Source organism: Tatumella sp. JGM118 (assembly GCF_018257515.1).
Lineage (GTDB): Bacteria > Pseudomonadota > Gammaproteobacteria > Enterobacterales > Enterobacteriaceae > Tatumella > Tatumella terrea.
In genome coordinates this window covers 316,593-343,010 of record NZ_JAERJR010000002.1, presented here as the reverse complement: position 1 = coordinate 343,010, position 26,418 = coordinate 316,593, and the positions used below count along the sequence as shown (strand labels likewise).

21 protein-coding genes and 1 pseudogene are annotated in these 26,418 nt (G+C 53.7%); 9 read left to right on the top strand and 13 right to left on the bottom strand.

Annotation, left to right across the window (positions count from 1 at the left end):
- The first annotated feature begins 91 nt into the window (after positions 1 to 91).
- Positions 92 to 2,713, top strand: a complete 2,622-nt coding sequence (locus tag JK223_RS04010) for a YdbH family protein (RefSeq protein WP_212712915.1) — start codon at positions 92 to 94, stop codon at positions 2,711 to 2,713.
- Positions 2,700 to 2,882, top strand: a complete 183-nt coding sequence (locus tag JK223_RS04005; RefSeq protein WP_212712914.1) for a YnbE family lipoprotein — start codon at positions 2,700 to 2,702, stop codon at positions 2,880 to 2,882. Before JK223_RS04010 ends, JK223_RS04005 begins: the two co-directional genes overlap by 14 nt.
- Before the next feature lie 558 nt (positions 2,883 to 3,440).
- Here JK223_RS04005 and azoR read toward each other — a convergent pair.
- Complete coding sequence (gene azoR, locus JK223_RS04000) at positions 3,441 to 4,040, bottom strand: FMN-dependent NADH-azoreductase (protein WP_212712913.1); 600 nt, start codon at positions 4,038 to 4,040, stop codon at positions 3,441 to 3,443.
- 265 nt (positions 4,041 to 4,305) lie between these two features.
- Here azoR and hrpA point away from each other — a divergent pair, with 265 nt between their 5' ends.
- From hrpA to JK223_RS03985, 3 genes and pseudogenes are all read left to right on the top strand, one after another.
- A complete protein-coding gene (gene hrpA, locus JK223_RS03995) occupies positions 4,306 to 8,208 on the top strand; it encodes an ATP-dependent RNA helicase HrpA (protein ID WP_212712912.1) in 3,903 nt (1,300 codons plus the stop codon).
- Positions 8,209 to 8,449: 241 nt separating this feature from the next.
- Positions 8,450 to 9,152, top strand: a pseudogene (locus JK223_RS03990) (hypothetical protein).
- Positions 9,149 to 9,580: a hypothetical protein gene (locus JK223_RS03985; RefSeq protein WP_212712911.1), complete on the top strand. Its 432-nt coding sequence runs from the start codon at positions 9,149 to 9,151 to the stop codon at positions 9,578 to 9,580. Before JK223_RS03990 ends, JK223_RS03985 begins: the two are co-directional and overlap by 4 nt.
- A gap of 380 nt (positions 9,581 to 9,960) precedes the next feature.
- On the opposite strand, the gene JK223_RS03980 is transcribed toward JK223_RS03985, so the two are convergent.
- The 5 genes from JK223_RS03980 to rstA form a co-directional block, all read right to left on the bottom strand.
- The gene (locus tag JK223_RS03980; RefSeq protein ID WP_212712910.1) at positions 9,961 to 10,770 is read right to left on the bottom strand and encodes a serine protease; all 810 of its coding nucleotides are present in this window, start codon (positions 10,768 to 10,770) and stop codon (positions 9,961 to 9,963) included.
- 288 nt (positions 10,771 to 11,058) lie between these two features.
- A complete protein-coding gene (gene asr, locus JK223_RS03975) occupies positions 11,059 to 11,445 on the bottom strand; it encodes an acid resistance repetitive basic protein Asr (protein WP_212712909.1) in 387 nt (128 codons plus the stop codon).
- A gap of 182 nt (positions 11,446 to 11,627) precedes the next feature.
- Entirely contained in the window at positions 11,628 to 13,112 is a 1,485-nt protein-coding gene (locus JK223_RS03970) for a carboxypeptidase M32 (protein WP_212712908.1), read from the bottom strand.
- Complete coding sequence (gene rstB, locus JK223_RS03965; RefSeq protein WP_212712907.1) at positions 13,105 to 14,430, bottom strand: two-component system sensor histidine kinase RstB; 1,326 nt, start codon at positions 14,428 to 14,430, stop codon at positions 13,105 to 13,107. Before rstB ends, JK223_RS03970 begins: the two co-directional genes overlap by 8 nt.
- On the bottom strand, positions 14,427 to 15,155 hold the full coding sequence (gene rstA / locus JK223_RS03960) for a two-component system response regulator RstA (protein ID WP_212712906.1): 729 nt from the start codon (positions 15,153 to 15,155) through the stop codon (positions 14,427 to 14,429). The genes rstB and rstA overlap by 4 nt, the downstream gene beginning before the upstream one ends.
- A gap of 166 nt (positions 15,156 to 15,321) precedes the next feature.
- On the opposite strand from rstA, the gene JK223_RS03955 reads away from it, so the two are divergent.
- Positions 15,322 to 15,729, top strand: coding sequence for a hypothetical protein (locus JK223_RS03955; RefSeq protein WP_212712905.1), 408 nt, complete (start codon positions 15,322 to 15,324; stop codon positions 15,727 to 15,729).
- A 21-nt stretch (positions 15,730 to 15,750) separates the two neighbouring features.
- Here the strand turns inward: JK223_RS03955 and JK223_RS03950 are convergent, their stop codons facing one another.
- The 4 genes from JK223_RS03950 to JK223_RS03935 all read right to left on the bottom strand — a co-directional run bounded on the left by JK223_RS03950 (position 15,751) and on the right by JK223_RS03935 (position 20,412).
- Positions 15,751 to 17,145: a basic amino acid/polyamine antiporter gene (locus tag JK223_RS03950; protein WP_212712904.1), complete on the bottom strand. Its 1,395-nt coding sequence runs from the start codon at positions 17,143 to 17,145 to the stop codon at positions 15,751 to 15,753.
- A 215-nt stretch (positions 17,146 to 17,360) separates the two neighbouring features.
- Positions 17,361 to 18,314 (bottom strand): DUF1471 family protein YdgH, encoded by a 954-nt coding sequence (ydgH, locus tag JK223_RS03945; RefSeq protein ID WP_212712903.1) that lies wholly within the window; start codon positions 18,312 to 18,314, stop codon positions 17,361 to 17,363.
- 255 nt (positions 18,315 to 18,569) lie between these two features.
- Positions 18,570 to 19,526 carry a universal stress protein UspE gene (gene uspE, locus JK223_RS03940; RefSeq protein WP_212712902.1) on the bottom strand — a complete coding sequence of 319 codons (957 nt, stop codon included), beginning with the start codon at positions 19,524 to 19,526 and terminating at the stop codon, positions 18,570 to 18,572.
- Between the two features lie 133 nt (positions 19,527 to 19,659).
- On the bottom strand, positions 19,660 to 20,412 hold the full coding sequence (locus JK223_RS03935) for an FNR family transcription factor (RefSeq protein WP_212712901.1): 753 nt from the start codon (positions 20,410 to 20,412) through the stop codon (positions 19,660 to 19,662).
- A gap of 313 nt (positions 20,413 to 20,725) precedes the next feature.
- Between JK223_RS03935 and JK223_RS03930 the strand changes: the two genes are divergently transcribed.
- The gene (locus JK223_RS03930) at positions 20,726 to 21,292 is read left to right on the top strand and encodes a Smr/MutS family protein (protein WP_212712900.1); all 567 of its coding nucleotides are present in this window, start codon (positions 20,726 to 20,728) and stop codon (positions 21,290 to 21,292) included.
- A gap of 341 nt (positions 21,293 to 21,633) precedes the next feature.
- Positions 21,634 to 21,972 (top strand): YegP family protein, encoded by a 339-nt coding sequence (locus JK223_RS03925; RefSeq protein ID WP_212712899.1) that lies wholly within the window; start codon positions 21,634 to 21,636, stop codon positions 21,970 to 21,972.
- Positions 21,973 to 22,006: 34 nt separating this feature from the next.
- Here JK223_RS03925 and JK223_RS03920 read toward each other — a convergent pair whose 3' ends face one another.
- From JK223_RS03920 to JK223_RS03910, 3 genes are all read right to left on the bottom strand, one after another.
- Positions 22,007 to 23,197: a sugar transporter gene (locus JK223_RS03920; protein WP_212712975.1), complete on the bottom strand. Its 1,191-nt coding sequence runs from the start codon at positions 23,195 to 23,197 to the stop codon at positions 22,007 to 22,009.
- Between the two features lie 138 nt (positions 23,198 to 23,335).
- Positions 23,336 to 23,893, bottom strand: a complete 558-nt coding sequence (locus JK223_RS03915) for a cytochrome b/b6 domain-containing protein (protein WP_212712898.1) — start codon at positions 23,891 to 23,893, stop codon at positions 23,336 to 23,338.
- Positions 23,894 to 24,072: 179 nt separating this feature from the next.
- Complete coding sequence (locus JK223_RS03910) at positions 24,073 to 25,335, bottom strand: MFS transporter (protein WP_212712897.1); 1,263 nt, start codon at positions 25,333 to 25,335, stop codon at positions 24,073 to 24,075.
- Between the two features lie 92 nt (positions 25,336 to 25,427).
- Here JK223_RS03910 and JK223_RS03905 point away from each other — a divergent pair, with 92 nt between their 5' ends.
- Entirely contained in the window at positions 25,428 to 26,318 is an 891-nt protein-coding gene (locus JK223_RS03905) for a LysR family transcriptional regulator (RefSeq protein WP_212712896.1), read from the top strand.
- Positions 26,319 to 26,418: the final 100 nt, after the last annotated feature.

The following is a 26,418-nucleotide window of genomic DNA, read 5'->3' as shown; positions in this document are numbered from 1 at the left end:
GCTGATTTTAGTATAGGCCGGAGCATGACGAAAACGGAATCATTACTGAGTTTCCTCGCTGAGGGTACCGGGAGAATACGGTGAATTATCTATGACAGACAAGCGGCGGGTAGCACTGGCGATCATCGTGCCGGGGCTGCTGATCACCGGTCTGGCAGTGTCTGCCATCGATGTCTGGCTGCCACCCCTGGTACAACACTGGTTGCCGGAAGGAACGCGGTTGTCGCTCAGCGGTCACATCCGTCCGCACGCCGGAAGACTCAGTCTGCCCGGCATCGCGTTACAGGCGGGGAACTGTCAGGCGCTCTCGGTAAGCGGTCTTTCTGTGGGGTATCGCGATCACCTGTGGCAATGGCATGCCTCCGATGTACGGCTTGATACCGACTGTCTGGCGACGATCCCTTCCTCATCCTCCACTACGCCGGAGAAAACACTGGCAGAATGGCAGGCACTGCTGCCGGCCGGTCACTGGCAAGCCGATAAGCTTGAAATTCTGCCCCGGGGTCAGTATGCAGGAAGTATGTCACTGACGAACCAGCATCAGCGGCAGTCACTGACCTTTAACAGCCGTGATATTCAGCTGAGCGCAGTGCTCGATGGACGGACACTGAACCTTGAGCGGCTGCAATTCACACCGCCGGGCGGCGCGCCACCGCTCACGCTGCAGGGCAGCGTCGGGCTGGCGCCAGAGATCGGGCAATGGCCTGAACAGGGCCGGTTGCACGGACAACTGTCTCTGACCGGTAGGCCGCTAACCTTTAATCTGCACTGGCAACAGCAGCAGGGGATGCTGACCGTCCTGACCCCGGAGAGTACGGCACCCTTGTTGCAGTTACCCTGGACCGCCACGCCGCAACAGCTTGAAATTCAACAAGGGAAATGGCAGTGGCCTTTTGCCTCCCAGCCACTGCAGGGGGGGATTGCGCTGCAGGTTACTCACTGGCGGGAAGGCCCCGAGAAGAGCGTCATTTCCGGACGGCTTAATGCGTTAACCTCCGGACACGGCGGTAAAGGGAACGTGGTACTCAGCGTGGGGCCGGGCAAACTCAGTCTGACCGACAGCGCACTGCCATTACGTCTTACCGGTACGGCGAACAGCCCGGACCTGCAGTTTTTTGCCGGACTGCCGGCGCAGCTCACCGGGCCGCTGACCGGACCGGAAATCCGCTTTCTGAGCGGGTCGTTGCTCAGAATGCGCGGTCAGTTGCTGAATACCTTCCAGGTGGATGAAGCCCGCTGGCCGCTGGCCGGCGTCCGCTTGTCTGTTGCAGGGATCAACGGGCCATTACAGGCCATATTGCAGGTACACAACCGGAACTCCGGACGTTATCGTTTGCAACTGGCCGGTCAGGCGCGGGATTTCTGGCCGGACCAGGGGCAATGGCAGTGGCGTTACTGGGGTAGCGGAGATCTGTTCCCGCTGAAGGCCGCCTGGGATCTGCAGGGTACCGGTGACTGGCAGGGCCAGCAGATCACCCTGAAAACATTGTCGACCGGTTTTAATCAGCTCCGCTACGGCGGAGTGCGGGTCGTCTCTCCGCGTCTGAGACTGACCTCGCCACTGGTCTGGGCCCGGCAGGCCGACGCCCCGAAACTGACAGCGGCATTCGCCTTAACGGCCGGCAACACACTTTTCAGTTATGGCGGCAGGCTGCCGGCACTGCATCTGCCGTTTTCGGTTTCCGGCACCTCTCCCCGGGATTTCCTCTACCAGGCCCGCCTGAGTGCCGGAAAGCTGGGACCGCTGGCCCTGCGTGGCCGCTGGGATGGCGAGCGTTTACGGGGTGAGGCCTGGTGGGCGACTCAGCCACTGTCTGTGGTCGAACCGTTACTGCCTCCGGACATGAAAATGAAAATTACCGGCGGGAACATGCGGGCGCAGGTGGCGTTTTCTGCCTCGGCGGCCAGTGGTTTCCGGGCGGGCGGTCACTGGGTGATCACCGACGGCAGCGCCTGGATGCCGGACAATCAGATTCAGGGAGCCGCCTTCTCTTTACCGTTCCGTTATCAGCAACAGCGCTGGCAGTTAGGTTATCGCCAGCCTGTCCGTCTGACCATCGACCGCATTGTCAATCAAATCGGTCTGTCCGGGGTCACCGCCAGTCTGCAGGGGTTCTATCCCTGGAGCCAGAAAAAACCGTTGCGGTTATCCGATGTCAGTCTGTCAGTCTCGGGCGGCAGACTGAGCCTGGCGGAGTTGCGGCTTCCGCAGCGGCAGGCCGCACTGCTGAAAGCCGATAAAATTAACCTGAGCCGCTTAATTACCGCATTACACCCCGGCAAGATAGCGATGTCGGGGCTGGTCAGTGGTGAGCTGCCGTTATGGGTCAGTGATCCGCATTTTATCATCCGTGACGGTTGGGTCAGTAACGACGGGCCGCTGACCCTGCGGGTGGATAAAGATATGATTGACTCTATTACCAGTAATAATATGGCGGCCGGTGTGGCCATTGACTGGTTACGGTATATGGAGATTGGTCGCGCGCAGGCGACGTTACAGTTGAGCAGTGACGGTGAACTTATGATGAAATCGACCGTTCAGGGCACCAGCCGTTTCAGTAACCATGATCAGCGGGTGAATCTGAATTATACTCACCAGGAAAATATTTTCAGGCTCTGGGAGAGTCTGAATTTCGGCAGTAATCTGGAGTCGCTGTTATCGCAGCAACTGAAATATCCGCGAGCGGAGGGAAACAACAATGAAAAGCGGTAACCTGCTTATCTGCCTGATGTCAGGCCTGATCCTGAGCGGGTGTACACCGCGCATTGAGGTCGCAGCGCCAAAAGAACCGATTACGATCAATATGAATGTCAAAATTGATCATCAGATTACGGTTAAAGCAGATAAAGACATTAATACTCTGTTGAAAAAACCCCAATAGCTGCCCGTCATTCCGGCTCAGGCCGGAAGATCGCTGCGACCCGCTCATAATAACGCCGGCAGAGGTGATCAGCCCCGGGCGCGCAAACGGAACGATGAATCCTTCTTTATCCGTAGGCCTGCTACCTGCCGCCTGACTGCGCAGAGAGCATCCGTCCGGTGGAATGAATTCAGCGACTGATAAACGCAGATACAGAGATGCGCAGACAAAGACAGATTTCCTGTGGCAGAGCGACCCGTATCCGTTACCGGTTGCCGGGAAGGCGCTATGCGGAGTGTTAAAAGAGTCAGCGGGGGCGGGAGGGCTGTCAGCCCTGAGGCTTGCTGAATATTTCAGCTGGCAAGGAGCAGATGCAGGAGGTAAGGAAGGCAGATTTCCTGTGGCAGAACTCCCCGTATCCGTCACCGGTTGCGGGGAAGGTGCTATGCGGATGTTGTAAGAGTCAGCGGGTGCGGGAGGGCTGTCAGCCCTGAGGCTATTGCAGCGCTGTGCCAGACAACCCACAGATGCAGGACGCCAGCAAGAGGTTGCCGGCCTGCAGAGACCGGCAGCAGAACATCAGGCAGCGATAACCGACTCGATAGCCGCTTTCGCATCGGTCGTGGCTTTGGCGCCCACTTCCGGGCCATACCCATAGCCTTCAGCAAACACAAAATTCACATCCGTGATGCCGATAAAGCCAAGGAATAATTTCAGGTAAGGGGTCAGCAGATCAGCCGGTGTATCTTTATGCACACCACCGCGGCTGGAAATGATCACCGCACGCTTACCGGTCACCAGTCCTTCCGGGCCGTTTTCCGTATAACGGAAGGTCACACCGGCGCGGGCGATGAGGTCGAAATAGGTTTTCAGCTGGGTCGGGATATTAAAGTTATACATCGGCGCGGCAATGACAATCACATCATGGGCCTGTAATTCGGCGATCAGTTCATCAGACAGTGCCAGGGCTTCCTGCTGACGTGGGTTCAGCGGGGAGTCTGACGGGCGCAGGGCACCGACCAGTTCGCCATCCAGTACCGGCACCGGCTGTGCTGCCAGGTCACGAACAGTGACAGTGTCACCTTTGGCGGTAGCTTGTTCGGCATAAAAGTCGGCTAACTGCCCTGACTGTGAATAGCCGGCCAGAATACTGGATTTCAGAATGAGTACTTTGCTCATGGTTGTTTTTCCTGTCATTTAGGGCGGAATCTTCCGCGACGTGACCTCACTGTACGGGGATAAACCGGCAGATAAAAGTTGATAATTTCGAGGGCTATATTCGAAAAAATTGAATGAGTCAGTTGTTGCGAAAACCTGTCCGGCAATAACAGCCCGTCAGTGAGTATGTTACAATCAGGCGCAATCGCAGACAGACGGACATTTCCTGCCCGCTGATGCAGAGTGCCGGTCAAATTGTCATATAAAATCAAGGTAACACATTATTATGTCATCTCAGGATTTCTCACCGCTTTCATCGCTGTTCAGCAGAACGGAACCGCTTATGCTGCGGGACCGTCAGAAAATCAGGCGTCGTCTGACCGGTGCGGAAAAGGTGAAGAACCCGCAAGCGCGTGCTGAAATAACCAGTAAGATTGAACAGGATATTGCTGAAGCGGAAACGCGCCTGGCCCTGCGGCAGGCATCTGCCCCGAAGATCATCGAATTCCCGGATAACCTGCCGGTCAGCCAGAAGCAACAGGACATCGCTGCGGCGATCAGTCAGCATCAGGTGGTGATCATTGCCGGTGAAACCGGCTCCGGTAAAACCACCCAGATCCCGAAAATCTGTCTGGCGCTCGGCCGGGGTAACCGTGGCCTGATTGGTCATACCCAGCCACGCCGTCTGGCGGCGCGAACGGTCGCTGCCCGTATTGCTGAAGAGATGAAAAGTCCGCTGGGCGATGTGGTCGGTTATAAAGTCAGGTTTAATGACCAGGTCAGTGACAACAGCCGGATCAAACTGATGACCGACGGGATACTGCTGGCAGAGATCCAGCAGGACCGTCTGCTGATGCAATATGACACCCTGATCATCGACGAAGCCCATGAACGCAGCTTGAATATTGACTTCCTGCTCGGCTATCTCCGTGAGTTACTGCCCCGCAGGCCGGACCTGAAAGTGATCATCACCTCGGCGACCATCGATCCGCAGCGCTTCTCACGTCACTTTCATCATGCACCGGTAATTGAAGTTTCCGGGCGTACCTATCCGGTAGAAGTCCGTTACCGGCCGGTCAGTGAAGATAGCAGTGACGGTGATCGCGATCAGTTACAGGCTGTGTTTGACGCGGTCGACGAACTGATGCGCGAACCTGCCGGGGATATCCTGATTTTTATGAGCGGTGAACGGGAAATCCGCGATACAGCCGATGCCCTTAACCGCAGAGAATTACGTCATACGGAAGTGCTGCCGCTGTATGCCCGCTTGTCCAATACCGAACAGAACCGTGTGTTCCAGTCGCACAGCGGGCGCCGTATTGTGCTGGCGACTAACGTTGCAGAAACCTCACTCACGGTGCCCGGCATTAAATACGTGATCGACCCCGGCACGGCCAGGATCAGCCGCTACAGCTACCGCACGAAAGTACAGCGCCTGCCGATTGAACCGATATCTCAGGCCTCTGCCAATCAGCGAAAAGGCCGTTGTGGCAGGGTCTCGGAGGGGATCTGTATCCGGCTCTATTCCGAAGACGATTTTCTGAATCGTCCGGAGTTTACGGACCCGGAAATCCTGCGTACCAATCTGGCATCGGTCATTCTGCAGATGACCGCGCTCGGCCTGGGGGATATTTCGGCGTTTCCTTTTGTGGAAGCCCCGGATAAGCGTCATATCCAGGATGGCGTTCGTTTACTGGAAGAGCTGGGCGGGATCCTGCCGGCTGAGGGCGGAAAGGTGAAACTGACGGATCTGGGCCGGGACCTGGCCCGGTTGCCGGTCGATCCACGGCTGGCCCGCATGGTGCTTGCCGCACAACAGTTTGGCTGTGTTCGTGAAGTGATGATTATCACTGCCGCCTTATCCATCCAGGACCCGCGGGAACGGCCGTCTGACAGGCAGCAGGCATCGGATGAAAAACACCGGCGCTTTGCGGATAAAGAATCCGACTTCCTGGCCTGGGTTAACCTGTGGAATTATCTGCAGGAACAGCAGCAACAGCTCTCCGGCAATCAGTTCCGCCGTCAGTGTAAAACCGACTATCTGAATTATCTGCGGGTACGTGAATGGCAGGATATCTATACCCAGTTACGGCAGGTAGTGAAAGAGTTGCGCCTGCCGGTTAACAGTGAACCGGCGCCGTACCGGGAAGTTCACAGTGCACTGCTGTGCGGGTTACTTTCCCATATCGGCCAGAAAGATGTGGAAAAACAGGAATTCACCGGCGCCCGCAATGCGCGGTTCTCCCTGTTCCCGGGCTCCGGTTTATTTAAAAAGCCGCCGAAGTGGGTGATCGTCGCCGAACTGGTGGAAACCAGCCGGCTCTGGGGGCGGGTTGCGGCGAAAATTGATCCGGAATGGATCGAACCGCTGGCAAAACATCTGCTGAAATATCATTACAGTGAACCGCACTGGGAGAAGTCTCAGGGTGCGGTGATGGCAACGGAAAAAGTCACGCTCTACGGACTGCCGGTGATTGCCGGACGTAAAGTCAATTACGGTAAGATAGACCCGCAGGTCTCGCGTGAACTCTTTATCCGGCATGCGCTGGTGGAAGGCGACTGGCAGAGCCGGCATGCGTTTTTACGTAATAACCGCAAGTTGCTGAATGAAGTGGAAGATCTGGAGCATAAATCACGTCGCCGGGACATTCTGGTCGATGATGAGACCCTGTTCGCCTTCTATGATCAGCGTATCGGTCATGATGTTGTTTCGGCACGCCATTTTGATCAGTGGTGGAAGCAGGCCGGCCGCGAGCAGCCGGAGCTGCTCAGCTTTGATAAGCAGATGCTGATCAGGGAAGGAGCAGGCCAGGTCAGTCAGCTGGATTACCCGAATTTCTGGCATCAGGATAACCTGAAACTGCGTCTCAGTTACCAGTTTGAACCCGGGGCAGATGCCGACGGGGTCACGGTGTATGTTCCTTTACCGTTACTGAATCAGGTCAGTGACCGCGGCTTTGAGTGGCAGATCCCGGGCATTCGTCGTGAGCTGGTGATCGCATTAATCAAATCGCTGGCCAAGCCGTTACGCCGTAACTTTGTCCCTGCGCCGAATTATGCGGATGCGTTCCTGCAGCGGGTCACCGACAGCGGACAACCGCTGACAGATGCACTGGAACGCGAGTTCAGACGAATGACCGGGGTCACGGTCAGCCGCGAAGACTGGCAATGGGATGCGGTGCCCGATCATCTGAAAATCACGTTCCGTATTGTGGATGAACACAATAAGAAACTGGCGGAAGGAAAAGATCTGACCGCCCTGAAGGCCTCGCTGAAGGAGAAAGTGCAGGAAACGCTCTCGGACGTGGCTGATGACGGGGTGGAACAGCAGGGACTGCATGTGTGGAGCTTCGGCGACCTGCCGCAAAGCTATCAGCAAAAGCGGGGAACTTATCAGTTACAGGCCTGGCCGGCGCTGGTGGATGAAAAAGACAGTGTGGCGATACGGCTGTTTGACAGCCAGGCTGAACAGCAGAAAAGCATGTGGCGGGGTCAGCGTCGTCTGTTGTGGCTGAATATTCCGTCACCGGTCAAATACCTGCATGAGAAGTTACCGAATAAATCGAAGCTGGGACTCTATTTTAATCCCTATGGGAAAGTGCCGGAACTGATCGATGACTGCATCTCCTGCGGTATCGATAAGCTGATGGCTGAACATGGTGGCCCGGCCTGGACTGAGCAGGACTTTTTCCGTCTGAAAGAGATCATCCGTGCCGGACTGAATGAGACCGTGGTAGCCATCGCGATTCAGGTTGAACAGATACTGACCGCGGTGTTCAGGATCAATAAGCGGCTGAAAGGCAAGGTGGATATGAGCCAGGCGCTGGCACTGTCTGATATCAAAGCGCAGATGAGTGGGCTGATCTACCGTGGCTTCGTAACCGGCAATGGCTGGCAGCGGCTGGCGGATACGCTACGCTATCTGCAGGCCATCGAGCGGCGGCTGGACAAGTTGCCGGTCGACCCGCACAGTGACCGGGCGCGGATGCTGAAGGTTCAGAACATCGGACAGAGCTGGGAGCAATGGCGCGCTAAGCTGCCGCCGAAACACCGTGACGATGAAGATGTGATGGCGATACGCTGGATGCTGGAAGAACTCAGAGTCAGTCTATTTGCCCAGCAGCTGGGTACCCCGTATCCGGTTTCGGAAAAACGCATACAGCAGGCGATGGAACAGAAAGAACTCTGAAGGCCAGAGGGCAGCGGTAACCTTTACCGCTTCCCTGCGGTATTTACGGGATTTGAGGGCTAGTCGTGTAAAAAACCACGATAATTAGATAACATCCTGTTTTATATGTTAAAAACCACCCACATAATGGTTTTAATGATCCAACTTTGCCCGGGGGTTTTGTGTATACTTGCTGCGGAGAGATAAATAGGTGTTATGGTAAATTAGGTCACCGTCATTAATACGGGACGGGATACTCAGGATGAGTAAGCGATCAGAAATTATTGATGGTGCTCAGGCACCTTATGGAAAAGAGGTATTGTTTATACGGAAGTTTTGGGATGGGTGGATTTGGGGCATGCTCAGGGCCCGGATATCCGGGAGCTTTTGAGATTAATAGCTCAAGGTGAATCATCAGGGAAGGAATTTTATGATGTCAGGTATGCACAGGGAATGACTGGTCTAAGGGGCAACTTCGGTCAGGAAAAGTGATGACCTGGCGGATACGGCGCGGCAGACCTCACTGGGAACAGAAGAGCATTGCCCTGGCGATGATGATGACGATGGCCCGCAAATTTGAAGCGTTTCAGGGATCGTTTCCCCATAATTTAGTGACGGACAGCGGTTTCAGCGGTGAGGATTTGGTCTCCGCTTTGCCGGGCTTTTATCGGGTAGTATCGATTCAGAATCCTTTTCCTCAGCTCCTGCCTGTTAGCAAGGATGAAGCCCTAAAACGCCGGGACTACTACGGCAAAATCGGCAGCTGGAAGAATGAAACATTTCAGCCGCTACTGTTCCCCGATCCTGAAAAATTCCCGTATTCCCGCCCTCGTAAAGGGATGCTGCCGCCTTTTATGCGAACGGTCGTCCCCTATAACGATTTTCTGTCTGGAAACGTCATTCTGCCTCAGCACGATAAGACTTTTTTGGTCTTAGGCTCTGGTAACAACAGGATGAGGTTATGAGACGAAATATAATTATTCTGCTCAGTGTTGCTGTCATTAGTGTTTTTGCACTGGCTGTCGTATGGCCGCATATACAGATGGGGTTTGCCAGTAGCGCCCATTATACCCGGATGGATACCCGGGAGTACGAGTATTACACGCCTGATTTATTGAAAAGAATGCCTCGTATCTCTGACAATTACGAGTTCAGTTATAGCAATATCAGTGGACCACAAGCTTTTGTCTATGGCATTCAGTTCAATGGCACGACCGATACCAGTAAAATTTGTGAATACCTGATAGCCGAAGGCTATAAACAGCAAAAACAATGTCAAACAGAAGCTGAATGTTGGCGATCTCCACGGAGTAAAGATGTTGTGTCGTTTTACCGCTTGTCTGAATTAGATTTGGTGAGTGTTGAAATTTATCGACGTGAGCATGCTGATTAAATTGATATATCTCTGGGATAGAAAGGATCTTACTGAGATCTTTTTTTGTACGCGTAATCTTTTGCCCTGTAAACAAAAAAACACCGCTACCAACGGTGGTTCGTTTGCCGGGTTTAAGAGCGACTCACTCTAAAATTTTCTTAACGTGGTTTTTTACACGATTGGACCTCAAACCCCGTTTAAAACTCAGGTTCACGCGTCGATGACGCGCAACAGTTTTAACACTGCACCCGCCTGAGTTCTTAACCCCTGTTCCCACGACTGAACGAGAGAAGAGCGAACCCCGGTCAGAGGGGGCGAGGGCCAACCGTACAGGTTTCTGTATATCAACCAGTGAGTTCACAAACGTGGTTTTTTACATCATTGACCCTCAAACCCTTTTACTGACTCAATGCCTGAATCTTGTCATAGAATGAAGTGACGGCGATAGCCCGGTTGTCGGCGCGATAACGATCTCTGGCCGCCGGAGCTGAGCTCTGTACCGCGATAATCTGCCAGCCATTGTCGGTCTTCAGCAGTAGCGGGGATCCACTGTCGCCCGGCAGTGTATCGCAACGATGGGACAGTACGGCTTTCTGCGACCAGCCGGTGACCTGACAATCCTGATGTGCATAGAGATTGTCCAGATGATCTGCCGGGTATCCTGCCTGCGTTACCTGATTACCGGTGGTCTTTAATGCGGCAATCAGGTCTGAGCGGCTTCCGGAAAACAGCGGGATCGGGGTAATGACCGACGGCGGATTACGGATAATGATAATGCCGTAATCGTAAGGCGCGGCAGAGGGCGGCACAATCCAGCCATCACCATCCGCCTTCAGTTTTCCGGCCAGTGAGGGTTCCACACGAGCATCGATATCATGAATTTCATAGCGCCAGCCGCCGGAAAACGCCATAAAACGGATAGCGACCGGCGGGTCGAACTTACCTGGCGGTGTCAGCAGGCAGTGGCCGGCGGTCAGGGCGATGTGCGGTGAAATCAGGGTGGCCGTACATAAATTACCGCTGTCGGTTTCTACCTGACCAATGGCATCCCACGGGGCAGCAGTGACATCGGTGATCTCTTTACGGTGATCTTTACCAAAAAATAAGGTTTTTATTTCGCTGGCAGTGGGGGTGTCATCATCATCGTCAGCGTGAACCTGCACACTGAAACAAAAAGTACTTAAAATTATTACAGTCAGCAGGCGCATAATTCTCTCAATGGCAGGAGTCTGTAGAGTAAACGTTGGGGTACAGAATGAGTAATATAGTCGGTACAGCAGAAAAAAGGGAGAGATATTGAGTATTTACCGGAAGATACTAGATAAAAAAGCTGGCAGCGATAATGCCGCAAATGATTACGCTGATCAGAATGATTTCGAAGCGATAACGACGTACCATGCGGGTTACTCCGGTAAAAAACACCCGGATAACCGGGTGTTTTAATCACTTTGACGCGTGTTCAGGAGAGTCCTGACGTGTCAGGTACTGATTATCAATTAGTGAGCAGCTTTCTTAGCTACTTTTTTGTGATGATGCTTTTTAGCTGCCTGTGCTTTCTGAGCAACAGCTTTTTTAGCTACTTTTTTGTGGTGATGTTTTTTAGCAGCCTGAGCTTTCTGTGCAGCAGCTTTCTTAGCTACTTTTTTGTGGTGGTGCTTTTTAGCAGCCTGAGCTTTCTGCTCTGCAGCTTTTTTAGCAGCAGATTTTTTGTGGTGCTTACGATGTTTATGTTTGTGAGCAACATGCTTAGCTGGAGCTTCAGTTTTTGCCGGAGCAGCAGTGGTTGCAGCTGCAGGTGCAGGAGCAGTCGTGGTGTCTGCAGCGAAAGCTACTGAAGACAGACCCATAGCAGCGGCAACTACCAGTGCAAATAATTTTTTCATTGCAAATTCCTCGAATTCATTTTCATTTATTAGCCCACTGCGGGGCCGGTGAAATCACTATATGAGAATAAATCGGGGCCGTCCGTTGGTGAATGGTATCGTTGTGTAACCGATTGTACAGTCGCGCTAAGCACGCGGAAGAAAACGCCGGCGGCCGGAAAAAACAACCGCCGGACAGGGGGTTAGCGGTAGTAGCGTCGTTCGAGGTGCTGGCGGAAAAAGGCCGGATTCAGGGGCTCACCGGTCGCTTTTATCAGCAGTTCGTCTGTTGTCAGTACACTTCCGTGCTGCCAGATATTGTCGTTCAGCCAGCCGGAAATAGTTTGCAGATTTCCGCGGGCGATATCCCCGGACATGCCCGGCAGTTGTTGTTGCGCCGCCGCAAATAACTGGGCTGCATACAGGGCGCCCAGAGTATAGGTCGGGAAATACCCGAAGGCACCGTCCGTCCAGTGAATATCCTGCATACACCCTTGACGGTAATTCCCGCGGGTATCGAGCCCCAGGTAGTGGTGCATCTTTTCATCCCACAGGGCCGGGATATCTTCCACCTCGATCTCACCTTCAATCAGCGCTTTTTCGATATCGTATCGCAGCATAACGTGTGCAGGGTAACTCACCTCATCGGCATCAACACGGATAAAGCCAGGTTTTACCTGTTGTGCCAATGCCACAAAGTTGTCTTTTTCCAGCGCTGATTGAGGCCCGAAGATGGCCGCCGCCTGAGGCTGAATAAACTGCAGGAATTCGCGGCTGCGGCCCAGCTGCATTTCCATAAACAGACTCTGTGACTCATGGATAGCGGTGGAGCGGGCAAGGCCGGCAGGTTGTCCTGCCCACTGTGCCGGCAGATTCTGCTCATAACGCGCATGTCCGGTTTCATGGATCACCCCCATCAGAGCACTCAGCATGTGTTGCTCATCATAACGCGTGGTGATCCTGACATCTTCAGGTACGCCGCCGCAGAAGGGATGGGCACTGATATCCAGCCTGCCATGGTTAAAGTCGAAGCCCAGCGTCTGCATCACCTGCAGGCCGAGCTGCTTCTGCAGAGGAACCGGGAAGCGGCCGCTCGCAGGCAGCGGCGGATTGGCGGACTGTTTTTCCACCACGCGGGCTAATAATTCCGGTAGCCACTGTTTCAGGTAATCAAAGACAGAGTCCAGCTGCTGGCAATCCATCCCGGGCTCGTAAAGATCCAGCAGGGCATCATAACGCGATGTGCCATTGGCTGTTGCACGGATATCGGCTTCCTGACGCGACAGACGCACGACCTCACGCAGGTTTTGTGAAAATCCCTGCCAGTCATTGGCCTGACGCTGGGTTCGCCAGGCATGCTCACAACGCATTCCGGCGATCGATTTAGCTTCCACCAGTTCTGCCGGCAGCAGTGCGGCCTGTTGCCACTGACGGGTCATCTCCCGCAGGTTGGCACGCTCATCCGGTGTCAGGGAAAGATCGGCGGCAGCCTGTAACAGTTCGGCGGTTTCTTTACCGGTCAGTATCTGATGCTGTAATAAACTCAGTTCCGCCAGGGCTTCGCCACGGGCTTCACTTCCGCCCGCAGGCATCATGGTCTGCATATCCCAGCCAGCGATCGCCGACAGGTGACTGAAACGGGAGAGGCGGCGAAAGCGCTGACACAATCGGGTATAGGCGTTATTCATTTGAGCTTCCTTTTAAAAGTGCCGGGGGGGACGTCCGGGGGGCTTGTGTGACCGGCCAGCAGAAGCGTACCGACGCGCCACCCAGCGGGCTGCTGTCGATGGTTACCGTTCCGCGGAATGCCTGGGCAATCGAATAAACAATGGCCAGGCCCAGTCCGCATCCGCCGGTGGCCCTGTCTCTGCTCGGATCCAGCCGGACAAAGGGTTCAAATACATGTTCACGTTCTTCCGGCGGAATACCCGGACCATCATCTTCGACCTGCATCATCCCCATCGAGCCATCAAACCACAGGCTGATACGCAGCCGGCGTACCGAATACCGTAGCCCGTTGTTAACCAGATTATCCAGCACCCGCTCCATCAGGCGTAAATCGGCGTATCCCTGATTCTCCTGTTGCGGTATATCGAGCTCGATGCTGTGTTCCGGATGCAGAGAGCGGACATCATCGATGCGCCCGGTCAGCCAATGGGCCAGGTCGATATGTTGTATCTTCAGATCGACTTTAGGGCGATCCAGCCGGGCGTAGGTCAGCAGTTCTTCTATTAATCCTTCCAGCTGGCTGATATCCCGGTTCAGTGCGGCTGCTTCGTTTTCTGTCAGGTTATCACTCATCTCCAGCCGGTAGCGCAGGCGTACCAGCGGGGTTCTTAATTCATGAGCAATACCGTCAATCAGCTGTTTTTTGCTGGCGACCAGCAGCTTGATATTCTCAGCCATCTGGTTAAAGGCAATCCCTAACCGGTAAAGACTGGAGGTGTTATCGAAGTGAGTACGTGAGTCGAGATCCCCCTGACCAAAACGCTGTGCTGCACGTTCCAGTTTCTGCATCTCTTTCCAGTGTGGCCGCATCCAGATAAACACCGGCAGTGCCAGCGACATGCCGATAAACGCCAGCAACGCAATATCCAGCAGCCGCATCTGGTGCAGATAGAAAAGGTAAGGGATCGGGCCGACAGACAGCACATAATGGCTGCGCGGAATATGCTGCAGGAAGGTGTACTGGTCATCCAGCGCCACAATCTCTCCGGCACGAAGCCTGCGCATATTCTCCGGCGTCAGGGTGTAGCGGCTCATCGGCTCAATATGCAGCTTAAACGACAGGTTAAGATCCAGATTATCAATGGTCTTATTCCAGTCATGGGGCGGGATTTCCCGCAGCTCAGTGCGCATTAAATAAAGAGAGCTGGCCATCAGGTCATTCATCGACTGGCGACCGGCCCGCTCTGCGGTCATTTTATAGACCAGCCCGACCAGCAATGTCATGACAAGAAAGCAGGCAAACAACAGAAGATAAAACTGGATAAACAATTTCTTCATTCTGAGTGGGTATCCCAGGCCTGAGGAGCGAACAGGTATCCTTTGTTACGGATGGTCTTGATGCGGAAAGGCTCGGTCGCGTTATCATGCAGTTTTTTACGTAACCGCGAGATAGCGACATCGATACTGCGGTCCATTCCGTCATAACTGACACCGCGTAAGGTTTTCAGCAGTGCATCACGGTTAAGGATTTTACCGGCATGGCTGGCAAGTTCCCAGAGCAGATCAAAATCGGCCGTGGACAGGGGAATTTGTTCATCCGCCAGCGTCACTTCACGGTTCAGCATATCGATGGTTAGCGTCCCGAAACGGATAAGCCTGGCGGGGGCAGTTCCGCTGGAATGTTCCTCCACGGAATGATTCTGCTGGGACTGCCGTAAATGCAGACGCAACCTGGCCAGCAGCACGGCAGGCGGTGTGGTCTTCAGGATATAGTCATTAGCACCCATTTCCAGCGCAAGAATATGATTCATATCGCTGTCCAGCGATGTCAGCAGCACAATCGGTCCGTTCCAGCTGGTACGGAGATCCCGGCATAAGGTCATACCGTCTTTTCCGGGCAGCATAATGTCCAGCATCACCAGGTCTGGTTGTTCTGAAATAATAGTTTGTTCGGCGCGGTCGCCGCGGGTCTCGACAACCACGTCAAAATCATGTTTTCCCAGGTAAGCGGCGATCAATTCGCCTACTTCCGGTTCATCTTCTACGTAAACTATTTTATTCATAATTAACAATAATTATTTATATTTAACACGTAAATAACCTGCCTCAATAATATCTGATACGTTAGCACGAAAAAGGTATCTGTTGCTGGTGCATTCCCTACATAATATGCCATTATTATTTTCGGATATGTGAGTCACCGAAGGAACGCTTCTACAAGGGGGTTGAGTGTCTGATGATAAATTAGCCTCGGGCATACATAATCAATGCATCTGTTTTAATTACAGCGATTATCTCTCTTCATCCTGTAAAAAACAGTGGAGCTTTGTTGATGCAATCTATGGCGTGTTACCGGTTTTCGGAATAGTGACACGCAAAACATTGCGTAACGATCCTCAGGTTACGGATGCCGAGCTCTTTAAAGAGATGGCCCTGCAGATTATTTCAACTCAGGTCAGTGATGAAATCAATATCGCACGGCTGATTGCGCTCGCGGAACAACAGAAAATTGTGAGTTTTGATATTCAGCTGCCTTACCCGCTCTCTGAAGGGCAATTAGCCGGGATTTATGAAGAGTATCGCAAACCGCTGATACTCAGACAAGCCGGCGATTGTCTGAGTATCGTGCTTACCTGAGCCTTAACGGTTGCCGGCCTTTCAGACCCGCAGTTGCAGGATGCCGGTGCCCAGAGCAGCAAGCAGCAGCAGGGTGATTAGCAACTTATCCCTGCGCGTCAGCGCAATGCTCTGCGGGGCGGTATAACGGGCATAGATAAACAGAAACAGTCCCGGCGCGTACAGCATCAGCGACATCACCAGGTTGACCGGCCCGGAAGCATACAGCAGCCAGAATCCATAGACCGACGCGCCGATGCCGGTCAGTAGTGCCGCGGACATTCTGCGCCCGGCGGTCTTAATCAGAAACAGCCCCACCAGCAGATACGGAACCAGCACCATCTCCGAGGCAATATTCAGCAGGTTATTATAATCCGCATGGGTCAGCCCGATAATCAGCAGACAGACCTGAACGCTGCCGTTAGTCAGCCAGAGAGAGGCGGACGGGGCATCATGCCGGTTCTGACGGGAGATAATACGCGGGAAGGAATCTGTGCGTGCTGCCAGGAAAGGGATCTCTGCGGCCATAATGGTCCAGCTCAGATAGGCCCCCGACACAGAGAGTACCAGTCCGGTCACAATGATGACCGTGCCCCAGTGGCCGATCATCGCGGACAGGAGCCCGGCCATCGACGGGTTATGCATCTCAGCCAGCTGCGTACGCGGCACAATTCCCAGCGATAATAATGTTACCAGCAGATACACCAGCAGAGCCGCCAGCACAGCCCACAGCGTTGCCCGGCCGACATCACGCCGGTGACTGGCGCGGGCTGAGATCACCACCGCACCTTCCACCCCGATAAATACCCACAGGGTGATCAGCATCGTCTGTTTGATTTGCGACCAGAGGGGGACGCCCAGGCTCAGTCCGCGGAAATCATGGACAAAGTTGTTAAAGCGGAACGCAAATATCGCCAGTACGACAAACAGAAACAGCGGGATCAGTTTCCCGAGGGTAGCCAGCAGGTTGATACTGGCGGCGGTCTGAACGCCCCGCAGGACCAGGAAATGGACCAGCCACAGCAATAATGAGGCACCCGCAATGGCAGGCCAGGTATTTCCCTCACCGAAGATAATGTGTCCCGGACTGTCGGTAAAGAAACTGAGGGCCGAAAAGACGATCACCAGGTAAGACACATTGGCGATGACGGCACACAGCCAGTAGCCCCATGCCGAACAGAAACCCACGACCTCGCCAAAACCAGCCCGCGCATAGGTATAGATGCCGCCATCCAGGTCGGGGCGCATCCGGCTGAGTAACAGCATCGCCAGTGCAAGAAAGATGATCCCGGCTCCGGTGATCAGCCACCCGCAGAGTAACGCGGCGGGGCCGGCGACGGCGGCCATATTTTGTGGCAGGCTGAAGACACCGGCCCCCAGCATCGAACTCAGTACCAGGGCTGTTAATGCGCCAAACCCTAATTTTTTCTCTGACATGACATTCCTGATTAAAATAGTACCTGTTACGCCGTTTCACGCGATAAGCAGAAGAAGCTGCTGGCGAATGAAATTCAGATGAAATTTATCACCGGATACGGCCGGGCGGTGATTCTACGGAGTGGGGCAAGGGAACGCAATGCGAAAAAGGATCAAAGCGGGGGAACAGCGGCCTCCGCGGGTAAATAATATTCCCCGCGGAGGCGGATAAGGCATTATTTAAACAGTTCTGCCGTCACGGTCAGGTTACCACCGCTCTGGTTCTGCCATTGACGGGTGATGTGGTAGAACTTAGCGCCTTTCTCTGCGGCGCGACGCCCGATGGCATCCGAGACTTCTGTCGGTGTTCCGAAGTGTCCGGTAATGGTCACCGTATCAAACGGTGTCATCTGTGCCGCCGTCAGCGCGCTGAGATCCTGGACGGTACGGCCATCCGGGAGCGTGACGGTGTAACGTTTTCCGGTCGAGGACTGGGTCTCAAAGAAGCGGCCGATACTTCTGTCCGGGGTGTCGGAAGAGGCAACCCCCGGGATTTCGACATTCTTCGCAGCACTGCCACCTGCCGCTAATGCGGCTTTACCGGCTTCAGAATTTGCAGGAATGGCATCCGGGCTCTGTACCTGGCGGGTTTTGGCATCGGCTTTATAGATATAGGCGGTGATATACTGGTTGCCGCCATTGTTGGCATCTATCTGGCGCACGATAAAAAACGAGGCTGCGCCCTTCGCTTTAGCGGCACGGGTAATGGCATCGACCACATCCGGCTGACTCGGGAAATAGCCGCTGACCGTCACGGTATCATAAGGCACCAGCCGGTAAGCCTCCATTTTAGGTAACTGCTGAACACCGTTAATGGTACGGAAACCGGTTTTTTTAGGGGCCGGAGCCGCATTGCTGTGATACAGCGCGGCAGTCACACGCCAGTTACCACTGTTGCCGGTGGCATCATTCACACCTTCCACATAGAATGCCGCCGCACCTAATTCATCCGCCCGTCGGGAAACCGCATCACTGGCATCTCCCAGTGAATTAAAGTGACCGGTGATAGTGATGCGGGTGAAAGGTTCCAGCTGAGCGGCTTTTTCCGGGGTCAGTACCTGAGCTGCGAAAGCATTTACCGTGGTTACGGAGAAAAGCGCCGCAACTAAAAAAGTTTTCTTTAGATTCATAAACAAATAATCCTTTCCCTTACGCCTGAATGAGTCGAAACGATGCCGGATATTAATAAATAGCCTGTTTGCCGACGATTATTACATGTAATAAATGTGCTGTCTCAGTCAATTTAATCATTACGCCGGGCAGAGATAAAAATGTCCCGGCCCCACGGCCAGCACAGCTGACAATGATGGCTGAACAGGATATTACGGCAGGATGATCATCTGATGAATGGCTTCCCTGCGGGCGGAGGGAAGCCGGGAGGGGAGTTATTGATTTTCTGGCTGAGGGTCGTTTTTCGTTTCAGGGGCGACGAAGTCATCAGGTTTAATGACCAGCAGGTCACAGCGCAGATGATCGATCACCTGTTCGGCGGTATTTCCCAGGAAGGCCGCGGAGAGTCCGGTACGGCCAAGGGAACCGAGAACCACGACCCCGGCATCCAGTTGCGTCGCGGTCGCCGGAATCACTTCTTCAGGATCGCCTTTTTCCACATGGGTGAATTCATCACCGACAGAAAACTGCTGACGCAGGGCCTTCATCGCAATCAGGTGCTGACCCCGGATGGCTTCATTGTAGGTTTCAGGATCAAAGTCAGGCAGTTCAATCGCAATATTGACCGGTGTCAGCGGATAAGCCCCGACCAGATGTACTTCGGTGTGGTTGACCATCTCCGCCAGTCGCTGACTTTCCCGGACCAGTTTCTGGTTCAGAGCATCGTGGTGGGGTTCATCGCTGGAAAGGTTCACCGCCACCAGAGCTTTACCGCCCTCCGGCCACGGCTGATCTTTGACCATCCAGACCGGGCTTGGGCACTTGCGCAGTAAATGCCAGTCTGTGGGGGTGAAGATCACCGATTCCAGCCGATCATGCTGATGCGCCATCTTCAGAACCAGGTCATGCCGGTATTCCATCACTTCATCAATGATGGCTTCATGAGGGCGGTTGTGCCAGACCACTTTGATTTCGATGTTGACCCCGGCATCGAGATAAGCTTTCGCCTGCTGCCGGATCCATTCACTCCGCTGATTAATGACTCCCTGCCGCATACTGGTGCGCTCATCCGGCGAGAGCAGGGTGGTCATTTCATAGGAAAAGTCATAGATAGGCAGAAAGGCTTTAATTTTTCCGCCGATACGCTGATTAAGATAGACCGCACGCCGTAACGCCGGTTGATCGTCCTGCTCCGGGTCAATAGCGACCAGCACATTCTGATAGATGGACATCTCTGACATCTCCACGGAAAACCTCTGATTGACTAAAGATAGCCTAAGTTATTCGCAGGGAGAAGAAAAGTTATTACAGGGCATGGCCATTCCGGGCCACGCCTGTCATCCGGAAGGAACGCGCCTGCAGCGGTTAGCTGCAGGGGGCGGTCTGACCCGCCAGCTCGGTCAGCATGGCATGGTTCTCAATCGTGATATATTTTCCTTTCACGGCGAGCATACCGCTCTTCTGGAAACGTCCCAGCAACCGGCTGATGGTCTCAACGGTCAGCCCGAGGTAATTACCGATATCTCCACGGGTCATCGTTAAACGAAACTCACGCTGAGAGAAACCGCGCTGGGCAAACCGGCGGGAAAGATTCCAGATAAAAGCGGCCAGACGTTCTTCGGCACTTTTTTTCGACAGCAGCAGGATCATGTCCTGATCGCTTTTGATTTCCCCGCTCATCAGGCGCATCATCTGCTGGCGCAGGGCCGGCATTTTGCCTGACAGGTCATCGAGGGTTTCGAACGGGATTTCGCAGACCATTGAGGTTTCCAGGGCCTGAGCGAAGCTGGGATGATGGCTGGTAATGATGGCATCGAAACCGACTAAATCGCCGGCCAGATGAAAACCGGTGATCTGTTCATCACCCTGTTCGGTAATGGTATAACTTTTCAGCGTGCCGGAACGAATGGCATAAAGTGATTTTAATTCGTCACCCGCTTTGAAAAGTGACTGGCCTTTCTGAATGGGTTTTTTACGCTCAATGATGTTATCCAGCTGGTCAAGCTCATGTTCATTCAGGGTAAAAGGGATGCATAACTGATTGATACTGCAATCCTGACAGTGGATCGCGCAACCGCCAGATTGAACCCGACGAATAATCCTTTTTTCTGGAATCATAATTCAGTTCCGGTAGTGATTAACTGACAAAGATTTTAACATTTTTCGCGAAGAAAAACAGGTTTATAGGCATCTGTTACTAAATTATTTTAAATTTTAAAAAATATTTTTAAAATATTTCGTGAATTCATCAGGTTATTCACCGGTGGCAGTATAAACTAAATTATCTCCACAGGTTAAGCAGGGGTATAGATTACCTTAAAGTGATCACAGATTCAGAATTTACTCAGGGTTATCTGCGATAAAAGCCCGGCCCGGCAATAGCGGCGTCGGGGATCCGCGGTAACCGGTTCCGGGCTGGCGAGGGGGAATAATGACTCTTCACGATGATCATGAAGCGTTTATAAACGCAATGTCGGACGTTAATCCGCTTAAAAACAATGACAAACGGTATTTGTCGCGTCCGGTAAGCCAGGCGCCGTCGCACGGGGCTGAAGGCATTACGGCAGAGAGTCTGCCGCTGTCCCCCCTGACACTGTTACCATTAACCGCAGAGCCGGAATATCGTTGTCGCGGATCCCAGCCGGGTGTGATGGATAAATTACGGCGGGGGCATTACCGGCCGGAAGGATCACTTTCGCTGTTACGGGTGCGGCCGGAAGATGCCCGTCTGCAATTATTGCGGTTTATCGCCGAGGTCAGACGGCGCGGTGGCCGTAATATTCTTATTATCCATGGCAAATCCCGTGAGATGACCGGACCGGCAAATGTATTACGCAGTTATCTGATGATGTGGTTGCCTGAATTAGCGGAGGTCCAGGCCAGTTGTATGGCTGCACCGCGTGATGGCGGAAGCGGGGCGATGTATGTTTCTCTCAGAAAAACAGAAGCCTGCCGGAACGACAACAGAGAGCGGTTCTCCGGAAAAGCCCCCGGCTAATGAATGCTGTCCGGGCGGGAGGGGGTGGCGATAAAAGCACCATGAATGTTAATTATGTTATGTTATTAACTATTGTGATAACGCACTGTGGTAATAACGATCACGGATGATACTGTGCTTAGTGCTTAGTGCTTAGTGCTTAGTGCTTAGTGCTTAGTCAGGTGCAGTGATACCGGCCCGGGTGTCGGGGAATAACGCCGCCATTACCCGCAGTGGTGCAGACGGTGATTAAGCCGACACAGCGCTTCGCTGAGCGGTGATAACCTTTCTGCTTTTTCTTTGTTGATTTTTTGGTCAATCGGGCAAACACTTAAAACGGTTAACCCGATAAAGGAGCGAACATGAGTGGAAAGTATGAGGTCTTCCAGGGGAAAGATCAGCAATATTATTTCCGTCTGAAAGCCGCCAATGGTGAGATTATCCTCAGCAGCGAGGGATATACGACAAAGAGTGCGTGTCACAACGGGATTGCTTCGGTTCAGAAACACAGTGCCGATGATCAGTATTTTCAGCATCTGACGGCCAAAAATGGCGAACCTTATTTTACGCTGCGTTCGGCCAATCATCAGGTGATTGGGAAAAGTGAGCTTTACAGCTCGACTGCCGCACGGGACAAAGGCATTGAGTCGGTGAAAAAAAACGGGCCGGAAAGTCAGATCACTGAGCTTCCGGCCCGCTGAACGAGTGACTCTCCCCGGGATGCCGGGGAGATTTTCAGAAGTTAGAGCGGAGTTGCGGGTATTTACGCAGGCTGTACAGACACCATAACAGGCTCACGGCACCAAAAGCTGCACCGACATAACCCACCGCGGCCATTCCGATATGACCACTGACCTGATTACCGATCAGTGCGCCGGCACCGATACCGATATTATAAATACCGGACATCAGAGACATCGCCACATCTGTCGCATCCGGGGCCAGGGACAATACCCGGACCTGCATCGCCAGGTTGATCGACATCATCGCGATCCCCCAGACAATACACAACAGGCTGATCTCACCCGGGTGGGCGGCGGTCAGCCACAACAGACCCATACAGAGGGTAATCGCCGCGATGGCCCCGGCCAGTAATGCAGAAGGCAGACGTTTCCCCAGGGCGCTGAACAGCACACTTCCGAAGATCCCCGCGCCGCCGAACAGTAATAACAGCAGGGTGGTAAAGTTTTCATCCTGGTGCGCGATCTGCTGCATAAACGGCTCAATATAACTATAGGCCGTGTAATGCGCCGTCACGACCAGGGTGACCAGCAGATACATACTCATCAGGGCAGGACGGCGACACAGTTCCGGCAGACTTTTCAGGGAGCCGGTGTGTTCGCTGGTCATTTTTGGCAGCAGCCGTGCCAGCATAATCATCAGTACGAACGAGGCGACGCCGATCAGACCGAAGGTGGTACGCCAGCCCATGGTCTGGCCGATAATCCGTCCCAGCGGCACCCCAAGTACCATCGCCAGAGCGGTCCCGGTCGCTATCATACTCAGCGCCTGGGTCTTTTTACCCGGCGGAGCAATACGGATAGCCAGAGAGGCGTTGATCGACCAGAACACCGCATGGGTGATGGCGATACCGATCCTGGAAATCAGCAGAGCATTGAAGCTCCAGGCGAAAGCGGACAGAATGTGACTGGCAATAAAAATGACCAGTAAGCCGACCAGCAGGATCCTGCGTTCGATATTGCGGGTAACCAGCATCAGAGGCAACGACAGCAGGGCGACACACCATGCGTAAATCGTCAGCATGATCCCGACATCCGCCGTTTTCATATTAAAACTGGCCGCAATATCGGACAACAGCCCGACAGGGACAAATTCTGTGGTATTGAAAATGAAGGCTGCAATAGCCATCAGTAGCACCCGTAACCAGGCAACTTTCCTGGAGGTGTGGCCCGGGGTTTCATGCATTGTTTGCGGATCTGCTGTCATAAAAAATGCTTTTTACCTTAGCTGTTAAGTGATCTAAATCACACTATAGAACAATTGTGACGACTTTACCGGGCAGATGGAACCATTAATTGTCCTGTCTGTTGAAGAAATGAACGATTATTTTACTGTCCGCCACCGCCGTGGGAGCATATTTTGCAGGGCATTATCTTCACGCAGAAAATGGTGAGCCAGAGCGGCCATCGCGTGTAAACCAATCAGCCAGTATCCGGACAGTGCCAGGATCTCATGCCAGCGGATAATCTGATGGCTCAGTACAACATCGGGGTGCGGCGACTGTGGCATCGGAATACCAAATAATTGCCAGGGGATCCCATGCAAATAACGTGAGGTTATTCCCATCACCGGCAGACCGATAAACAGCAGATAGAGCGCGCATTGCCCCAGCCAGGAAACCAGTTTATTCAGCCAGTGTAAGCGGGGCGTAATCTGCGGCGATTTAAAGACGAACCGTAAGGCCAGGCGTACGACCATCGCGGTTAAAATCAGCACACCGCAACTCATATGGGTGCCGGTCAGGATCCTGCCCTCTAAAGACCCGCGGGTGGCCATGGTCCGCAACTCGATGGTCGCGTACACAATTACCAGCAATATCAATGTTAACCAGTGCAAACGGATTTGCCAGCGGTGGTAACCCCCCTGATAGTTTTCGGACATCATCTTCTCCGCAGATTTAATATACCCGGGTCCGCGATATGGGTGTCAGGCCGGACCGAAAAAGAGCAGACAGTATAAGATAAAACGTGGCGGAAGTAGTCATTAAACAGGACGGGAAACAGCGGCGGGCAGGCACAGGAAGGGTTCAGCGCCCGTGACAGGGCGCTGAGGTCGTGTCGTCAGGTCACAGGTTGCAGGCGACGCATCAGTTTATAGCCAACAAACAGCGCCAGACATAAGAGCACGGCGATAAATGCGGCCACACCCGGCCAGCCGTAAAGTTTCCAGAAGATCCCGCCGGAGGTACCGGCAATGCTCGAACCACCGTAATAGCAGAACAGATACATCGAGGAGGCCTGGCCTTTGGCGCGACGGGCACGGATGCCTATCCAGCTGCTGGCAATAGAGTGTGCCGCAAAGAAGCCGCCGGTGAACATCAGCAGACCCGGCAGGATCAGCCACACAGTAGGGAACAGTGTCAGCAGTACACCTGTCAGCATCAGGCCTGCGCAACTGAGGAACACCGGGCCACGGCCGAAGCGTGCACTCAGGGCTCCGGCCTTGGGTGAACTCCAGGAACCGGCCAGATAAACAATGGAGATCAACCCGACGGTGGCCTGACTCATAGAATACGGGGCATTTAACAACCGGTAGCCGATATAGTTGAACAGAGTGACAAACGCCCCCATCACCAGGAAGCCAATGATAAACAGCAGCGGCAGGCCTTTATCACGGAAATGCAGACGGAAATTAATGAACAGCGCTTTTGGCTTCAGGGCGACCGGGCGGAAGTGGCGTGAAGCCGGCAAAATTTTGGCAAACATCACTGCGGCGGCCAGGGCACAGCAACCAATGCTCAGAATGGCTATCCGCCAGCTGGCGATGTCGGTGATCACCCCGGTCAGTAACCGGCCGCTCATTCCACCGATCGAGTTGCCGCTGATATAAAGTCCCATGGAAAATGCCAGTACCCCGGGGTGCATCTCTTCGCTCAGGTAGGTCATTGCTACGGCTGCCACACCACTCAGTGATAATCCGAGCAGGGCGCGCATCATCAGCATTCCGGTCCAGCTTGTCATCAGCGAAGAGGCGATAGTGAAGCACCCCGCCAGGATCAGCGCGCCGACCATCATTTTCTTCCTGCCTACCGCATCCGAAATCGGCCCGGTGATCAGCAGACCGATCGCCATACAGGCGGTAGAGACAGAGAGCGATACGCTGCTCATCGCAGGAGTGATATCAAACTGATGGGAAAGCACCGGAAGTATCGGCTGAACACAATAGAGTTGGGCAAAAGTGGCAAGGCCGGCAGAAAACAGGGCGAGGGTGACCTGCAGGAAGGCCCGGGTGCCGCGAGTAATATAGGGGGATTTACTTCGCGGTTGGGCAGGGCTCTCTTCTTCCGTTAACGGAAGCGTCGTCGCCCGGGACGTACTGTTCATGAAAGATCCTCTGTTGTTCGGGTGCAGATACTCTAGGAAACCGTAAATAAGTTGTCTAATATATTAATAATCTCAAATAAGATGATTTACATATGAATATCGAGTTAAGGCATCTGCGCTACTTTATTGCGGTGGCGGAAGAACTGCATTTCGGACGCGCGGCACTGCGGCTGAATATCTCTCAGCCGCCGCTCAGTCAGCAGATCCGTCAGCTGGAAGACGCGGTGGATGCCTGTCTGTTCGTCCGAAATAACCGGCGGGTAGAGCTGACAACCGCCGGTCAGCAGTTTCTGACCGATGCCAGGGCTATCCTGCTGCAGGTGGATCAGGCCAGCGAACGGGCTTCCCGTCTGCATTATGGCGACAGCGGTGAGTTACGTATCGGCTTTACCTCTTCAGCACCGCTTATCAAACAAATACCTGACGTGGTCTACCAGTTTCGCCGACGCTATCCGGATGTCCATTTGCACCTGCAGGACAGAAACAGCCGGCAGTTGCTGACTCCGCTCCAGGAAGGGCGGATTGATCTGGCGATCATGCGTAATACGCCGCTGCCGGATGATCTCCAGTACCGCTTACTCCAGACCGAAACCATGTGTGCGGTGGTCCATAAGGACCATCCCCTGGCCGGTGAACGAAAAATTTCTCTGCAGCAGTTACGGGATGAGTCGTTTATCTTCTTTGATCATCAGGGGGGGACGGCGCTGTACAGTGAAATCCTCAGCCTGCTGCAACGCTATGAGGTGACGCCGAACATCACGCTGGAGGTCGGGGATGCCATGGCCATTCTCGGGCTGGTGGCAACCGGCCTCGGAGTGTCTATCTTACCGAGGTCATTCCGCCGGGCACGGCTCAGTGAAGTTGTCTGGCTGGAGCTGACCGAAACCGATGCCCGTTCTGAATTATGGATGGTCTGGTCAGCGCACCGGCAGGTAACGGCCCCGTTACGTCATATGCTGGAGTTACTGGCTACGCTATCCTGAGATAATCTTGTGTGAAGTCAATCACATTTCCTTATTTGTTGCCGTCCGCCCCCCGGTAAATCCCCCATAATCATTCTGATTCAGGGGGTAACGAAAATAC

Excerpts from the sequence above, each read along its gene's own strand:
- JK223_RS04010 (WP_212712915.1), top strand. The coding sequence starts at position 92 with ATGACAGACAAGCGGCGGGTAGCACTGGCGATCATCGTGCCGGGGCTG.
- JK223_RS04005 (WP_212712914.1), top strand. The coding sequence starts at position 2,700 with ATGAAAAGCGGTAACCTGCTTATCTGCCTGATGTCAGGCCTGATCCTG.
- azoR (WP_212712913.1), bottom strand. The coding sequence starts at position 4,040 with ATGAGCAAAGTACTCATTCTGAAATCCAGTATTCTGGCCGGCTATTCA.
- hrpA (WP_212712912.1), top strand. The coding sequence starts at position 4,306 with ATGTCATCTCAGGATTTCTCACCGCTTTCATCGCTGTTCAGCAGAACG.
- JK223_RS03985 (WP_212712911.1), top strand. The coding sequence starts at position 9,149 with ATGAGACGAAATATAATTATTCTGCTCAGTGTTGCTGTCATTAGTGTT.
- JK223_RS03980 (WP_212712910.1), bottom strand. The coding sequence starts at position 10,770 with ATGCGCCTGCTGACTGTAATAATTTTAAGTACTTTTTGTTTCAGTGTG.
- asr (WP_212712909.1), bottom strand. The coding sequence starts at position 11,445 with ATGAAAAAATTATTTGCACTGGTAGTTGCCGCTGCTATGGGTCTGTCT.
- JK223_RS03970 (WP_212712908.1), bottom strand. The coding sequence starts at position 13,112 with ATGAATAACGCCTATACCCGATTGTGTCAGCGCTTTCGCCGCCTCTCC.
- rstB (WP_212712907.1), bottom strand. The coding sequence starts at position 14,430 with ATGAAGAAATTGTTTATCCAGTTTTATCTTCTGTTGTTTGCCTGCTTT.
- rstA (WP_212712906.1), bottom strand. The coding sequence starts at position 15,155 with ATGAATAAAATAGTTTACGTAGAAGATGAACCGGAAGTAGGCGAATTG.
- JK223_RS03950 (WP_212712904.1), bottom strand. The coding sequence starts at position 17,145 with ATGTCAGAGAAAAAATTAGGGTTTGGCGCATTAACAGCCCTGGTACTG.
- ydgH (WP_212712903.1), bottom strand. The coding sequence starts at position 18,314 with ATGAATCTAAAGAAAACTTTTTTAGTTGCGGCGCTTTTCTCCGTAACC.
- uspE (WP_212712902.1), bottom strand. The coding sequence starts at position 19,526 with ATGTCCATCTATCAGAATGTGCTGGTCGCTATTGACCCGGAGCAGGAC.
- JK223_RS03935 (WP_212712901.1), bottom strand. The coding sequence starts at position 20,412 with ATGATTCCAGAAAAAAGGATTATTCGTCGGGTTCAATCTGGCGGTTGC.
- JK223_RS03930 (WP_212712900.1), top strand. The coding sequence starts at position 20,726 with ATGACTCTTCACGATGATCATGAAGCGTTTATAAACGCAATGTCGGAC.
- JK223_RS03925 (WP_212712899.1), top strand. The coding sequence starts at position 21,634 with ATGAGTGGAAAGTATGAGGTCTTCCAGGGGAAAGATCAGCAATATTAT.
- JK223_RS03920 (WP_212712975.1), bottom strand. The coding sequence starts at position 23,197 with ATGCATGAAACCCCGGGCCACACCTCCAGGAAAGTTGCCTGGTTACGG.
- JK223_RS03915 (WP_212712898.1), bottom strand. The coding sequence starts at position 23,893 with ATGTCCGAAAACTATCAGGGGGGTTACCACCGCTGGCAAATCCGTTTG.
- JK223_RS03910 (WP_212712897.1), bottom strand. The coding sequence starts at position 25,335 with ATGAACAGTACGTCCCGGGCGACGACGCTTCCGTTAACGGAAGAAGAG.
- JK223_RS03905 (WP_212712896.1), top strand. The coding sequence starts at position 25,428 with ATGAATATCGAGTTAAGGCATCTGCGCTACTTTATTGCGGTGGCGGAA.